Origin of the sequence: Nocardia sp. NPDC057272 (assembly GCF_042668615.1) — a bacterium.
In the GTDB taxonomy this organism is placed as follows: domain Bacteria; phylum Actinomycetota; class Actinomycetes; order Mycobacteriales; family Mycobacteriaceae; genus Nocardia.
In genome coordinates this window covers 19,511-33,241 of the sequence record NZ_JBHUYK010000007.1, presented here as the reverse complement: position 1 = coordinate 33,241, position 13,731 = coordinate 19,511, and the positions used below count along the sequence as shown (strand labels likewise).

General features: G+C 68.0%; 11 protein-coding genes. 5 read left to right on the top strand and 6 right to left on the bottom strand.

Going from position 1 to position 13,731, the window contains the following annotated elements; genetic code table 11:
* Position 1 precedes the first annotated feature (1 nt).
* From zwf to pgl, 3 genes are read left to right on the top strand one after another with little or no spacing between them, the layout of a single operon-like run.
* Positions 2 to 1,573 (top strand): glucose-6-phosphate dehydrogenase, encoded by a 1,572-nt coding sequence (zwf, locus tag ACFULV_RS12710; RefSeq protein WP_378627088.1) that lies wholly within the window; start codon positions 2 to 4, stop codon positions 1,571 to 1,573.
* Positions 1,570 to 2,478, top strand: a complete 909-nt coding sequence (opcA, locus tag ACFULV_RS12705) for a glucose-6-phosphate dehydrogenase assembly protein OpcA (RefSeq protein WP_378656389.1) — start codon at positions 1,570 to 1,572, stop codon at positions 2,476 to 2,478. The genes zwf and opcA overlap by 4 nt, the downstream gene beginning before the upstream one ends.
* Positions 2,471 to 3,256 (top strand): 6-phosphogluconolactonase, encoded by a 786-nt coding sequence (pgl, locus tag ACFULV_RS12700; protein WP_378627087.1) that lies wholly within the window; start codon positions 2,471 to 2,473, stop codon positions 3,254 to 3,256. Before opcA ends, pgl begins: the two co-directional genes overlap by 8 nt.
* A 67-nt stretch (positions 3,257 to 3,323) precedes the next feature.
* Here the strand turns inward: pgl and ACFULV_RS12695 are convergent, their stop codons facing one another.
* From ACFULV_RS12695 to ACFULV_RS12680, 4 genes are all read right to left on the bottom strand, one after another.
* Entirely contained in the window at positions 3,324 to 5,033 is a 1,710-nt protein-coding gene (locus tag ACFULV_RS12695; RefSeq protein ID WP_378656023.1) for an ABC transporter ATP-binding protein, read from the bottom strand.
* Positions 5,030 to 6,760 carry an ABC transporter ATP-binding protein gene (locus tag ACFULV_RS12690; protein ID WP_378656020.1) on the bottom strand — a complete coding sequence of 577 codons (1,731 nt, stop codon included), beginning with the start codon at positions 6,758 to 6,760 and terminating at the stop codon, positions 5,030 to 5,032. Before ACFULV_RS12690 ends, ACFULV_RS12695 begins: the two co-directional genes overlap by 4 nt.
* Positions 6,761 to 6,798: 38 nt before the next feature.
* A complete protein-coding gene (locus ACFULV_RS12685) occupies positions 6,799 to 7,764 on the bottom strand; it encodes an alpha/beta hydrolase fold domain-containing protein (protein ID WP_378656016.1) in 966 nt (321 codons plus the stop codon).
* A 173-nt stretch (positions 7,765 to 7,937) separates the two neighbouring features.
* Positions 7,938 to 8,654 carry a hypothetical protein gene (locus ACFULV_RS12680; RefSeq protein WP_378656013.1) on the bottom strand — a complete coding sequence of 239 codons (717 nt, stop codon included), beginning with the start codon at positions 8,652 to 8,654 and terminating at the stop codon, positions 7,938 to 7,940.
* Positions 8,655 to 8,903: 249 nt separating this feature from the next.
* On the opposite strand from ACFULV_RS12680, the gene ACFULV_RS12675 reads away from it, so the two are divergent.
* Positions 8,904 to 11,027, top strand: coding sequence for a thiamine pyrophosphate-dependent enzyme (locus ACFULV_RS12675; RefSeq protein WP_378656386.1), 2,124 nt, complete (start codon positions 8,904 to 8,906; stop codon positions 11,025 to 11,027).
* A gap of 4 nt (positions 11,028 to 11,031) precedes the next feature.
* Here the strand turns inward: ACFULV_RS12675 and secG are convergent, their stop codons facing one another.
* Both secG and ACFULV_RS12665 read right to left on the bottom strand, forming a co-directional pair.
* On the bottom strand, positions 11,032 to 11,265 hold the full coding sequence (gene secG / locus ACFULV_RS12670; protein WP_101468684.1) for a preprotein translocase subunit SecG: 234 nt from the start codon (positions 11,263 to 11,265) through the stop codon (positions 11,032 to 11,034).
* 34 nt (positions 11,266 to 11,299) lie between these two features.
* Positions 11,300 to 12,895: an MFS transporter gene (locus tag ACFULV_RS12665; protein WP_378656010.1), complete on the bottom strand. Its 1,596-nt coding sequence runs from the start codon at positions 12,893 to 12,895 to the stop codon at positions 11,300 to 11,302.
* 236 nt (positions 12,896 to 13,131) lie between these two features.
* Here ACFULV_RS12665 and ACFULV_RS12660 point away from each other — a divergent pair, with 236 nt between their 5' ends.
* Entirely contained in the window at positions 13,132 to 13,662 is a 531-nt protein-coding gene (locus ACFULV_RS12660; RefSeq protein ID WP_378627072.1) for an MmpS family transport accessory protein, read from the top strand.
* Positions 13,663 to 13,731 lie beyond the last annotated feature (69 nt).

Here is a 13,731-nt window from a genome sequence, read left to right as displayed (position 1 = left end):
GATGGCCGGCACAGCATCGACGGATCAGGCGGCGGGGCTGTGGCACAACCCGCTGCGCGACGAACGCGACAAACGGGTCCCCTTCATCGCGGGCCCGTGCAGCATGGTGATCTTCGGTGTCACCGGAGATCTGTCCCGCAAGAAGCTGATGCCGGCCATCTATGACCTGGCGAACCAGGGGCTGTTGCCCCCTGGTTTCGCCCTGGTCGGCTTCGCCCGGCGCAATTACGCCGACGAAGACTTCGCCTCGGTGGTACTCGAGGCCGTGAAGAAGCACGCGCGCACCCCTTTCCGCCAGGAGGTCTGGGACCACCTGGCAGAGGGGCTGCGCTTCGTGCAGGGCAGTTTCGACGACGACGCGGCCTTCGCGACGCTCGCCGACACCTTGCGCGATCTTGACGAAACCCGCGGCACCGGCGGCAATTACGCCTTCTACCTGTCGATTCCGCCGAACATGTTCCCCGTGGTCCTCGATCAGCTCTCCGAGCACCACCTGGCTCAGGCCAAGCCGGACCCCGACGGGTACACCCCGTGGCGGCGCGTGGTGATCGAGAAGCCGTTCGGCCACGACCTGACCAGCGCCAAGGAACTCAATGCCCTGGTCAACCGGGTCTTCCCCGAAGAGCAGGTCTTCCGCATCGACCACTACCTCGGCAAGGAAACGGTCCAGAACATTCTGGCGCTGCGCTTCGCCAACGAGTTGTTCGAGCCGATCTGGAACGCCAACTATGTCGACAGCGTGCAGATCACCATGGCCGAGGACATCGGATTGGGTGGTCGCGCGGGCTATTACGACGGGATCGGCGCCGCGCGTGACGTCATCCAGAACCACCTGTTGCAGTTGCTCGCGCTGACCGCGATGGAGGAGCCGACCTCCTTCGAGCCGATGCAGCTCACCACCGAGAAGATCAAGGCCCTCTCGGCCACCAAACTCGTCGCGCCGCTGGACGAGACGACCGCGCGCGGGCAGTACACCGAGGGCTGGCAGGGCAGCGAACACGTCGTCGGCCTGCACCAGGAAGAGGGCTTCGATCCGCAGTCACGGACTGAGACCTACGCCGCGCTCACCCTGCACGTGGAGAACCGGCGCTGGGCGGGTGTGCCGTTCTATCTGCGCACCGGAAAACGCCTGGGCCGCCGGGTGACCGAGATCGCGGTGGTGTTCAAGCGCGCGCCACACCTGCCCTTCGACCAGACCATGACCGAGGAGCTCGGTCAGAACGCCCTGGTCATCCGGGTGCAGCCGGACGAGGGCATCACCTTGCGCTTCGGCTCCAAGGTCCCCGGATCGGGCATGGAAGTGCGCGATGTGAACATGGACTTCAGCTACGGCGAGGCGTTCACCGAGTCCTCCCCCGAAGCCTACGAACGGCTCATCCTCGACGTGCTGCTCGGCGTGCCGTCGCTGTTCCCGGTCAACGCGGAGGTCGAATTGTCCTGGCGCATCCTCGATCCCGTGCTCGCGCACTGGGCCGCGGGCGGCAAACCCGAACCCTACGAGGCCGGGACCTGGGGTCCCGGCTCGGCCGATGAGATGCTCGCGCGCAGCGGGCGGGAATGGCGGCGTCCGTGATCGTCGACATGCCCGACACCAACACCGTCGATGTCGGTAAGCGGATGGTCGAGTTGCGCGAGACCAACGGCGTGATCACCCAGGGCCGGGTGCTCACCCTGGTGGTGTGCACGCTGGACTCCTCCGAAGCCGAGGACGCGATCGACGCCGCCAACGACGCCAGCCGCGAACATCCCTGCCGGGTCATCGTGCTGGCCCGCGGTGACCGCGACGCCGACACCCGGCTCGACGCGCAGATCCGCGTCGGCGGTGACGCCGGTGCGGCCGAGGTGATCGTGCTGCGCCTGCAGGGCGCGCTGGTGAACCACGAAAGCAGCGTCGTCACCCCGTTCCTGCTCCCCGACACCCCCGTGGTGGCGTGGTGGCCGCGTGGCGCGCCGGAGTACCCGTCGATGGACTCCGTGGGCAAGCTGGCCAAGCGCCGCATCACCGACGCCACCTACGCCCCTGATCCGCAGGCCGCGATCAAGAAGCGCCGCTTCTCCTACGCCACCGGTGATACCGATCTGGCGTGGAGCCGCATCACCTACTGGCGGGCGCTGCTGGCCGCGGCGCTGGACGAGCCGCCGTTCGAACCTGTCACCTCGGTGACCGTGTCGGGCCTGGCCTCCGAACCCGCACTCGACACCCTGGCCGGTTGGCTGGCCTCCCGCCTGCACTGCCCGGTGATCCGCAAGACCGGGGAGCTGAAGGTGGAAATCCAGCGCGCCACCGATTCGATCGCCATCGAACGCCCGCAACTAGGAAGGACGGCCACGCTGACCCGCACCGGCGAACCCGACCAGCGGATCGCGCTGGCACGCCGGGAAACTCGCGACTGCCTCGCCGAAGAACTGCGCCGGCTCGACGCCGACGAGATCTACGCCGAAGCGCTCGCCGGAATCGAGAAGGTGACCTATGAGTGACCACATAGACGTGCACGACGACCTCGGTGCCGAATTCCCCGCCAACACGATCGAGATCCACGACGACGCCGAGCTGCTCGCCGACGCGGCCGCCGAACGCTTCGTCGACGTGATCGTCTCCGCCCAGGCCGAACGCGGCCACGCGTCGGTCTCGCTCACCGGCGGCAGCGACGGCATCCGCCTGCTCCAACGCGTGCGCCAGTCCCCCGGCGACATCGACTGGTCCGCCCTCTACGTCTACTGGGGCGACGAGCGTTTCGTCCCCGCGGGCGACAAGGACCGCAACGAACTCCAGGCCCGCGAGGCGCTGCTGGACTTCGTCGCGCTGAACCCGGCCCACGTGTTCCCGATCGGCCCCTCCGACGGCCCCTACAGCACCCCGGAGGAAGCTGCGGCCGCCTACGCCCAGGTCGTACACACCGAACTCGACGAGCGCGGCGAGTTCGACCTCACGGTCCTCGGCATGGGGCCCGAAGGCCACATCGACTCCCTGTTCCCGCACTCACCCGCGGTCCAGGAGACAACGGATTATGTTGTCGCCGTACACAATTGCCCGAAGCCCCCGCCTACGCGGGTCACCATGACCCTGCCCGCGATCCACCGCTCCCGCCACGTGATGCTCGTGGTCAGCGGCGAAGGCAAGGCCGCCGCGGTGGCCGCCGCCGTCAACGGCGCCTCCCCCGACGACATCCCGTCGGCCGGCGCGGTCGGCATCGAATCGACCACCTGGGTGATCGACGAGGCCGCGGCAACAGGCCTGCTGCTCGACGACGAATAAGCCACTGACGAAGCCCGGGCCCGCTGATCGGGCCCGGGCTTCGTCGTGTCGGGTGAGGCTCGCCGAGTCAGGTGACCGGGGTCAGGGAGCTCGTCCAGAAGTCGGCGTAGCGGCCTGCTCGGTGGAGGAGTTCTTCGTGGGTGCCGTCTTCCGCGATGTGGGCGTTGTCGAGGAAGATGATGCGGTCGGCGCGGTGGACGGTGCGCAGGCGATGGGCCACCATGACCACGGTTCGGCCCGACATCAGGCGTTCGATGCCCTCGTGGACCGCGGCCTCGTTCAGCGGGTCGAGGGCGGAGGTCACCTCGTCGAGCAAGACGATCGGGGCGTCTTTCAGCAGGGCTCGGGCGATCGAAACGCGTTGGCGCTCACCACCGGACAGGAGGGTGCCGCCTTCGCCGACGTTCGTTGTCCAGCCGCCGGGGAGCCGGTCGATCACCTCGTCGAGGCGGGCCGCGGTGGCGGCGGTTCGCACCTCGTCGTCGGTGGCGTCGGGGCGGCCGAGGCGGATGTTGTCCTCGATCGTCCCGTCGAACAGGTAGACGTCCTGGAAGACGATGGCGAACTGGGCCATCAGTGTTTCGGTGCTGATGGAGCGCACGTCGACGCCGCCGATGCTGACGGTGCCCGCGTCGACATCGTAGAAGCGGGCGATCAGTTGCAGGAGAGTGGTTTTGCCCGCGCCGGACGGCCCGACCACGGCCAGCCGTTGTCCGCGGGGAATCGTCAGCGAGACCTCGTCGAGCACCGTGCGGGTGCCGTGCCGGAAGGTGACGGCGTCGAAGGTCAGGTCATGAGCCCGCGGTTCCAGGGGCGTGCCGGGTTCCGGCAAGGTTTCGGTCCGCAGCAGCGCCTCGAGGCGCACCAGCTCGGATCGGGCACCGCGCAGCCGGCCGCCGATATCAGCGAGGGACAGCAGCGGGTCGGCGCACCGAGCAGCCAGAATCAGGATCGCCAGGAATTCCGCCGCACCGATGTCTCCGCCGAGAGCCAGATACGTGCCGAGGGCGAGCAAACCGGTGAACACCGCTTGCACCGCGAGCGAGAGACCGAGGATTCCGGGCAGCGCCGTGAAGGCTCGGCGGCGCGAGGTGCGCGCGACTTCCTGGAGCGAACCGTCGAGCAGGTCGAACCGTTGCGCGGTACGCCCTCCGGCCCGCAGAACAGGCTGGGCCTGCAGATATTCGATCACCCGCTGCGCGGCGTCGTGGTCGCGTTCGTGTCGCTGCGCGTCACCGGCCGCCATCGCACGCCCCGACCGGACCTGGATCGCCGCCACGAGCGGCACGGCGGCGGCCGCGGCCAACCCCAGCTGCCAATTGAACGCGAACATCACGACGATGATCGTGAGCGGCGTTACGGCCGCCGAGATGAGCGGCGCCAGCAGGTGTGCGAGCACGCTCAACGCCTGCAGCACACCGCGACTGGCGAGCACCGACACCTCACCCACCCGACCGGCCGTGTACCAACCGATGGGCAGTCGGGCCAGGTGGTCGCCGAGTCGGTAGTACACCCCGCGCAGCAGCGTGGTGCCGACGCGGAATCCGGACAGGTCACTGCGGTAGCGCAGGGCGGCATAGACGGCGACGGCACCACCCAGTGCGATCAGCCAGGGTCGGGCAGCGGCGGGGTCGTCACCGAACAGCTCCCGCAGTACCGGAACCAGCAGCGCATAGGACAGGCCCTCGGCGACCGCGGTGACCGTCATCAGCGCGACCGTGCGCCGAACCGGGCCTGCGTAGTCGGCTCCGAGCACGCGCAACAGCATGCGAATCATCGTGGGTCTCCCTGTAGTTCCGCGGTCACCGTTCGGTGCGCGTGCCAGAAGTCGGCGAATCTTCCCGGTCGGGCAAGCAGATCCGCGGGTCTGCCCTGTTCGACGATCGTGCCGTTGTCGAGCATCACGACGGTGTCGGCGTCGGCGATCGTTTCCAGCCGGTGGGCGATGACCAGGATGGTCCGGTCACGTCCCAGCGATGTCAGCGCCTGCCGGACGGCCTGCTCGGTCTGCGGGTCGGCGAAGGCGGTCGCTTCATCGAGGACCAGTACCGGAGTATCGGCGAGCAGGGCACGAGCCAGCGAAATCCGCTGTGCCTCACCGCCGGACAAGACCGCATCGTCGCCGATCACCGTGTCGTAGCCGTGCGGCAGTTCGAGGACGCGGTCGTGGATGTCGGCCAGGCGGGCCGCGCGTACCACGGCGTTACGGTCGGCAGAGGGAACGGCGAGGGCGATATTGTCCGCGACCGAGGCCCGCAGCAGCCGCACGTCCTGGAACACGAACGAGACCGTCCGATAGAGCTCGCGGCTACCGAGTTCGCGCAGGTCGACGCCGCCGAGAGAGACCGTGCCGTGGGTCGGGTCGAAGAACCGCGGCAGTAGCTGGACCAGGGTGGATTTGCCGCTGCCCGACGGTCCGACGAGTGCGGTGACAGTGCCGGGCTCCAGTACCAGGTCGATCCCGCGCAGCACTTCGTGTTCGGCGTCGTAGCCGAACCGGACGTCCGCCAACCGCACGCGATGCCCCTGCGGCATCCTCGGTCGGGTCGGCTCGGGCAGCGGCGCCTCGTCGAGTACGTCGCGTATCCGGCCTACCGCGCGCCGCGCGGCCTGGAGGTCGTCGAAACCGTGTCCGAGCGCCGCCACGGGGGCGGTGAGCCCGATGCCGAGCAGCAGGAACGGCAGCAGATCGGCCGGGGCCATTCCGCCGTTCGTGATCAGCACCGTGCCGCCGATCAGCACCACCAGCAGTACGAACGGCGGCGACAGCGCCACCTGCATGCCCGCCGCGATACCCGCCAGGCCACGCACCATCCGCAGGAAGATGTCGGCGAAATCATCAGTGGCGGTGCGGAATCGGCGATGGGCGCGTTCGGACCCGCCGAAGGCCTTGACCACCGCGATGCCCTGCACGAACTCGACGACCGAGCTGGCGATACCACCCATGGCAGTGTCGAAATCCTGCTGTTCGCGCAGCCGGGTGGGGGTCATCATCAAGGGGACGAGCGCGATCGCCAGCACCACCGGAATCAGGGTGATGAGCGTGAGCCGCCAGTCGACGGTGAACAGGTAGATCAGCGAGACCGACGGCACCACGAACGCCGACACCAGTTCGCCGGGCGCGTGCGCGATGAAAGGATGCACCGCGCTCACGTCGTCGCCGACGATCTTCGCCAGCTCACCGGTGCGACGCCGCGCGAACCAGCCGATCGGCACCCGGCCCAGCTGATCGGCCAGTTGCCGCCGCAACGACAGCTGGACGCGATCGTCGAGGAGGTGCCCGATCGCCGAAGAGCCTGCGGTACACAGCAATCGGACGAGCAGCCCCACCGCACCGGCCAGCACGACGAGCCACGCATGAGCGTGGTCGACCTCGCCGGGCGACAACAGGATTCGGCCCAGCTCGACCACGGCCAGCAAAGGAGCCAACCCGGCCACGGCCCCGACGACCTGCAGGATCACCACCGCGCCGAAACCGCCGAGATACGGTCGAAGCAAGCTCATGAGACTCGTTGCCCGAGTGGGCTGTTCGTCGACGGTGGTCATCGACGCACTCCCGAGCGCACAGCCAGGTGGCTTCGCAGATGGTCGAGGATCTGCGCGCGGGCGGGTCCAGCGGCCGGGATCAGCCCCCGCATGCTCAGGAAACCGTGTGTCGCCTCGGGATAGCGGGTCAGCGTTACCTCGACCCCCGCCTGCCGCAGACGATCGGCGTAGGCGGGCGATTGATCTTCCAGCGGATCGAGACCGGCGGACTGGATGAGGGTGGGGGCGCCACCGGCGAGATCGTCGTGGAACATCGGCGATATCTGTCGCGCGTCGAATCCCTCGGGGAGCGCGATGCGTTGCACCGCACGGCAGTTCGCGGGGGTCGCGGTGGGGCTGTCCGCGTTCTCGGTGAACGAGGGATAGTCGAAGACCCCGTCGGTCCAATCGAGTTGGGGGTTGATCAGTACCTGCGTCCGCAGGTCACGAATGTCGAAGGCGGTCAACGCCGCGAGGGTGGCACCCGCGCTACTACCGAGCAGCGCGAGCCGAGTACCGTCCGCACCCCACTCCCCCGTCCGCGCGACAAGAAGCGGTACCGCCTCGCGGGCATCCTCGACAGCGGCGGGAATCGGATGCTCGGGCGCCAGCCGGTAGTCCACCGAGGCGACCACCGCCGGACACTCGGCAGCCAGGTGACTCAGCAGCCAATCGTCCTGCTCAGGAACTCCCGTGATGAACCCACCACCGTGAAACGCGACGATCAACGGCAACCCCGAACCACCGCCCACCGGCCGATGCACGCGAACACGCAGCGTGCGACCGGCCAGTTCGAGCGTGTGATCGGTACCGAGCGCACCGCGATGCGACCGACCGGTGATGAACGTCCCGAAAGCCGACCGACGCAACTGCTCCTGCGCCGCACGCCCCTCGACAACCTCCGCCGGGGTGATCGAATCCCAATCCGGCCCACTCTTCAGTGCGGCCAACACCCGCATCCGAACTGGAACTCTGCCTCGCATGATCTGCCTCCTGGCGCTCACTCACCGCCCGCCTCCCGGCGGCGTAGCGCTACCCTGACAGCCGCGACCACCACTGCGCTTTCGGAAACATGCGGTCACCCTCTCGAGCAGGGGCTGCCGCAGCCCTTACGCCATTCGCGCGATCACCGATTCGCGGGGCCCATTGCCGACTGTCAGCCCAAGACCGCGCGTGGATCCGGAAGGTACATACCGGCTTTGCCGCGCACGGTACTCCACATCGCGAATCCCATCACCGGAGTGTTCTGGGCGATCATCATCTGCCGGTTACTCAGGTCGATCACCGCGGGTACGACGACGGTGCCGAAGCTCATCGCCTTGTTGGTGACGGCGCCGAAGCTGGCCGGGTGTACACGATCGGATATCAGCGCGGCGACGGCGCACGCGCCACCCTTCATCGCGAAGGCGCTCGGGCGCCGAATCGAGCGGGCGAATTCATCGACCTGCCTGGTGAATCCGGCGACGGTGGCGGGTGAGATCTCGCCCGCATGGCCGACACACACGGCCAGTTCGATCGGATTCAGCGAACTCTTGATCACCGCCCCGACGCCGATCAGCGACAGCACCGGACCGACCCAACTCCGGCTCACCTGGAGCCCACCCATCGTCATGTGGTGGGCAACCGCCGCCAGATAGGCCTGCACCGCCGCGCTCTCCTGCGGACCACCCGGCGGCGAGGATTGCTGCGGCGCAGCGTAATTCGCCTGCGGTGCACTGTAGTGAGCAGGAGGCTGCTGGTATTGCGGTTGCTGCGGCGGAAAGTTCGGCTGCCCGTACGGCTGCTGCGCATACGGCTGCTGCGGCGGCGCCCCGAAAGGCCCCGACTGCTGCTGATACCCCCACGGACCGCCCGGCCCACCTGGCGTCGTCATAGCCCCTCCTTCACCGTCCCACCTGAACACCGGACACTACCGGCTGCCCGAACCACCCCAACACTCCAGCTACGACTCTCTCGGTTGCGGGATTCTTCCCCCTTTCTGGTTCTCCCTGGATCCGGCCGGACAGGCACTAGCATCGGGTTCTTGGCATGCCGACGGTTCGGACGTCGACTCGACTGCGGGCGAGGAGTTGTTGCGGTGGTGCTGGGTTCGCTTGACCTGGATGGGGCGTTTCGGGCCGCGATGGACGGTCTCGTCGTGTCCGATCGGATCGACGCGGTCGGGAGCATCGACGCCACGTTCGGGGTGGAGTTGTTCGAATCCCAGGCTGCCAGCAGGCATCTCGATCTGGCGGCGCGGCGGTTGGGGGCCGCTCGGCAGGGCTACTACAGCATCGGGTCTTCGGGACATGAGGGAAACGCGGCGGTGGCGGCCGCGCTGCGCGTCGATGATCCGGCGTTGTTGCACTATCGGTCGACAGCGTTCTTCGTGCAGCGATGCCGCCAGATTCCGGGGCTGGATCCGATTCGGGATGTGCTGCTGGGGGTTGTCGCGGCGGCCGCCGATCCGATTTCCGGTGGCAGGCACAAGGTGATCGGCAGCGCGGCGGCATCGATCATTCCGCAGACCTCGACCATCGCCTCGCATCTGCCGCGAGCCGTGGGGCTGGCATTCGCGTTGGATCGCGCTGCGAAGCAGGGGATTTCGTGTCCATGGCCTGCCGATGCGGTGGTGGTGTGCAGTTTCGGGGACGCGTCGGCCAATCATTCGACGGCGGTCGGGGCGGTCAACGCCGCCCTGCATGCCGCCCATCAGGGTGTGCCGATGCCGCTGGTGTTCGTCTGCGAGGACAACGGGCTCGGCATCAGTGTGCCCACCGCGCCGGGCTGGATCGAGCGTGCCTACGGTCCACGGCCGGGTCTCACCTACCTCGCCGCCGACGGCTGCGATCTGCCCGATGTTCTCGGCGCCGCCGAAGACGCGGTGAATCTGGCACGGACCTGGCGGGTGCCGGTCTTCCTGCACGTGCGCACTGTCCGGCTCGGTGGACACGCCGGGTCCGATGTCGAGTCCGCCTACCGTGGTCCGGCCGATATCGCCGCTGACCTAGCCCGAGATCCCCTCCTCGGCACCGCCCGCTACCTGATCGCGGCGGGTGCCGCTGACGCCGGCGACCTGTTCGAGCGCTACGAGCGGATCGGTGCCCGCGTGCGGGAGACCGCCGACGAGGTGGTTCACGAGGCTCGCCTCGATTCCGCGGCGGCCGTGGTCGCGCCGCTCGCGCCGACTCACCCCACCTCGATCCGCGAAGACGTCACCCGCTGTAGCCCGTCGACTCCCGCACCACAGGCCCCTGACTCCCGGATGACACTGGCTCGAGCGATCAACCACACACTCGGCGAACTCCTCACCAGAGACCCCGATGTACTGGTATTCGGCGAGGACGTCGGCCGTAAAGGCGGCGTATACGGTGTCACGAAGGGCCTCAGAAAACGCTTCGGAGTACGTCGGGTCTTCGACACCCTCCTCGACGAACAGTCCATCCTCGGCACCGCGCTCGGTACCGGGTTGGCCGGATTCATCCCGATCCCCGAGGTCCAGTATCTGGCCTACATCCACAACGCGGCCGATCAGATCCGCGGCGAAGCGGCTACTCTCCAATTCTTCTCCAACGGGCAGTACCGCAATCCGATGGTGGTACGCATCGCGGGCCTCGCCTATCAGAAGGGCTTCGGCGGCCACTTCCACAACGACGATTCCCTGGCCGCGCTGCGCGATATCCCCGGCGTCGTCGTAGCGGTGCCCGCGCGCGCCGACGACGCGGCAGCCATGCTGCGCACCTGCGTCTCAGCGGCCCGCGTCGACGGTCGGGTATGCGTGTTCGTCGAACCGATCGCCCTGTACCACACCAGAGATCTCCATCCAGGCGACGAAGCCTGGCTGGCCTCCCCCACCACCGACCACATCCCGATCGGCGCAGCACGCACCTACGGCGACGGCACCGACCTCACCATCGTCACGTTCGGCAACGGCGTCCCGATGAGCCTGCGCACCGCGAATCGCCTTGCCGCCCAAGGAATTCACACGCGAGTACTCGACCTCCGCTGGCTCAATCCCCTACCGGCCGCCGACCTGCTCCACCACGCCGAAGCCACCGGCCGGGTCTTGGTCGCGGACGAGACCAGGCGCAGCGGAGGCGTCTCCGAGTCGGTTTTCGCGGCGCTCATCGACGGCGGTTACCACGGCGCGCTCGCGCGGGTCACCAGCGCGGACAGCTTCATCCCGCTGGGACCGGCCGCGGACACAGTCCTGCTCGGTGAATCAGCGATCGAAGCAGCGGCCCGACGAATTGTGTCGTCGAGCTGACGCGTCAGGCGAACTTGATCTCGAGGCCGATGCCGAGGATCGCGATGAACCAGACGATGCCGACGAAGATGGTGATGCGGTCGAGGTTCTTCTCGACGACGGTGGAGCCGGACAGGCTCGACTGGACGCCGCCACCGAAGAGGCTGGACAAGCCGCCACCCTTGGCGCGGTGCAGCAGCACCAGCAGCACCAACAGCAAGCTGGTGATCACAAGGAGGATATCGAGGAACAGCGACATGAGGTTCATCCTAGGTGGTGTGGGACCGACTGGTCTAACCAGGCTCGACTGCGACCAGGTGTGAGACCGTGTGGGGGCCTGCGGAGTACTGGGCGACGGTCTCTTCGATTTCCCGGTCACGGGCGGTCAGGCGCACCTGGTGCTGGTGCATGTGCTCGGCCCATGACCGCACGACGAAGGCCTCGACGAACCGGTCGACGGTGCCGACATCGCGGTAGAGCCGCCATTCCATCGCGCCTGTGCGCTGCCTCGATCGCCCGACCAGCGCCATCGAGTCGGTGAAGGCGGCGACGTCGGCGGGTGGCACGTCGTAGCCGCGCATCACCAGGACGGGGCCGTCCTCGGGTTCGGGCTCGACGACGAGTTGCGGTTCTGGCCAGTACGCCGCCGGGGAGAGGTCGATCTCCTCGACGTTGTGCCGGATCGGCCACCACAGGGTGCTCACGGCACAGCACGCCAGCAGCGCGGCCGCGATCATCAGTGCCGTCACGGCACCGTAGGCACCGGCGACCAGGCCCCAGAGCAGGGAACCGATGGCCTGCCCACCCATGAACACCAGCATGTACACCGACAGCCCACGGGCGCGCACCCAGGCGGGCAGCAGCAACTGCATGGTCGAGTTCAGCGTCGCCATCGCCAGCAACCAGGCGAGGCCGGATCCCACCAGCAACACGAGCACCACCACCACGTGGTGGACCAGTGCGGTCGCGACCGCACCCATGCCGAACAGGACCGCGGCGAGCGCGAGCCGCTGGGTGGGGGTGAACAGGACCCGCAGGCGTGACAATCCGAGCGCGCCACACACCGCGCCGAGCCCGAGCGCGCCGAGCAGCAGACCGTAGCCGGAGGACGACAGGCCGAGTCGGTCGTGGGCGATCACCGGCAGCAGCGACCACACCGCGCTGGCGGGAGCGATGAACAGGATTGCGCGGAACAGCACCCGCCGGATCGCGGGCGCGGCCCGAATGAAGCGGGTGCCCGCCTGCAGCGCCGCGAGGGGCCGCTCGCTGGGCAGCGGACTCGTTCGCGTCGGCCACTTCGACACCAGCAGCACCGCGACGATGCCGACGAACGACACCGTGTTGAACCCGAACACCACGGTCGGCCCGGCGATCGAGACGATCACACCCGCCACCGCGGGCCCGACGGCTCGGCCGATATTGACGCTCATGCTGCCCAGCGCCGCCGCCGAGGTGATCTGGTCGCGCGGCACCAGCTCGGGCTGTACCGCCTGCCAGGCGGGCGCGGTGAGCGCCTGCCCACAGCCGAGCAGGAACAGCAGGCTGAGCAGCACCGCGGGCGTGGTGTGGCCGGTGGCGGTGAAGACGGTGAGGGTGAGCGAGGCGACCGCCATCCCGGTCTGCGCGCCGATCAGCAGCCTGCGCCGGTCGACCAGGTCGGCCAGCACGCCGGACGGGATCGACAGCAACATCACCGGCAGGGCGAGCGCGGTCTGCACGAACGACACCAGCGCCGCGGCGTTCGGTTGATCCACGAGGATCCACTGCGCGCCGACCGTCTGCATCCACGTGCCCAGATTCGACACGAGCTGGGCGATCCACAGCGCCCGGAACACCGGTGAACGCAACGGGGCCCAGGTCGAGATCCGCTCCGCCGCCACTGTGCTCACCGGTCGAGCATATCCCTGGCGACCGCCGATCCCCGGCCAGCACTCCGTGCCGAGGCAGCGGGACGACAGTGGCGACGGCTTCCGCGACAGATCCCCGTGATCGGTCAGAAATACTGTGGTGCAAGACAATAGAAGAGCGAATCGTCGATGCGGTGTTATCTTCTGGTCGCTTTCGAGCGATCAGTACAGAGCTCCCGTTTCGTTCGGCGGGCCTGCACGACACGGAGGAAAATCGCATGACTGTCCCACCCGGCCATCCGCAGCAGCCCTATGGCCAGCAACCGCCGCCTTACGGCCAGCAGCCCTCGGGTGGCTACCCACAGCAAGGTGGCTACCCGCCCCAGGGTGGTTACCCGCAGCCGCCGCGCAAGAAAAAGGTGTGGCCATGGGTGCTCGGCGGGGTGCTGGTGGTCCTGCTGCTGGTCGTCGGCGGATGTGTCGCGCTGGTCGGCACGGTCGCCAATGAGATCGAGAACGAGGTGAGCCGGGAGGTCACCGTCTCCTATCAGGCCGGCGGAACCGGTACCTCCACGGTCATCTACACCGATGGCAGCCTGGACGTGGTCACCGAGTCCGATACCGCGCTGCCGTGGTCCAAGGACGTGACGATCACCGGGCTGGTGAAGTTCGTGTCGCTGAGCGTCATGTCGGGCATCGACGGCGGAACGGTGTCCTGCAAGATCACGGTCGGCGGCAAGGTGATCGCCGAGGATCAGGCCACCGGTCAGCTCGCCAGCGCCAGCTGCACGGGCGACGCGGGTAAGTAGTTCCCCGCCGGATCGCGACCCGCCCCGAACATCGATGAGCGGTGCTCGGGGCGGTCCGTACCATCGGCT

Coding starts and splice junctions, on each gene's coding strand:
- secG (WP_101468684.1), bottom strand. CDS start 11,265: ATGTCGCTGTTCCTCGATATCCTCCTTGTGATCACCAGCTTGCTGTTG.
- pgl (WP_378627087.1), top strand. CDS start 2,471: ATGAGTGACCACATAGACGTGCACGACGACCTCGGTGCCGAATTCCCC.
- zwf (WP_378627088.1), top strand. CDS start 2: ATGGCCGGCACAGCATCGACGGATCAGGCGGCGGGGCTGTGGCACAAC.
- ACFULV_RS12690 (WP_378656020.1), bottom strand. CDS start 6,760: ATGAGCTTGCTTCGACCGTATCTCGGCGGTTTCGGCGCGGTGGTGATC.
- ACFULV_RS12680 (WP_378656013.1), bottom strand. CDS start 8,654: ATGACGACGCCAGGTGGGCCGGGCGGTCCGTGGGGGTATCAGCAGCAG.
- ACFULV_RS12660 (WP_378627072.1), top strand. CDS start 13,132: ATGACTGTCCCACCCGGCCATCCGCAGCAGCCCTATGGCCAGCAACCG.
- ACFULV_RS12695 (WP_378656023.1), bottom strand. CDS start 5,033: ATGATTCGCATGCTGTTGCGCGTGCTCGGAGCCGACTACGCAGGCCCG.
- ACFULV_RS12675 (WP_378656386.1), top strand. CDS start 8,904: ATGGACGGTCTCGTCGTGTCCGATCGGATCGACGCGGTCGGGAGCATC.
- ACFULV_RS12685 (WP_378656016.1), bottom strand. CDS start 7,764: ATGCGAGGCAGAGTTCCAGTTCGGATGCGGGTGTTGGCCGCACTGAAG.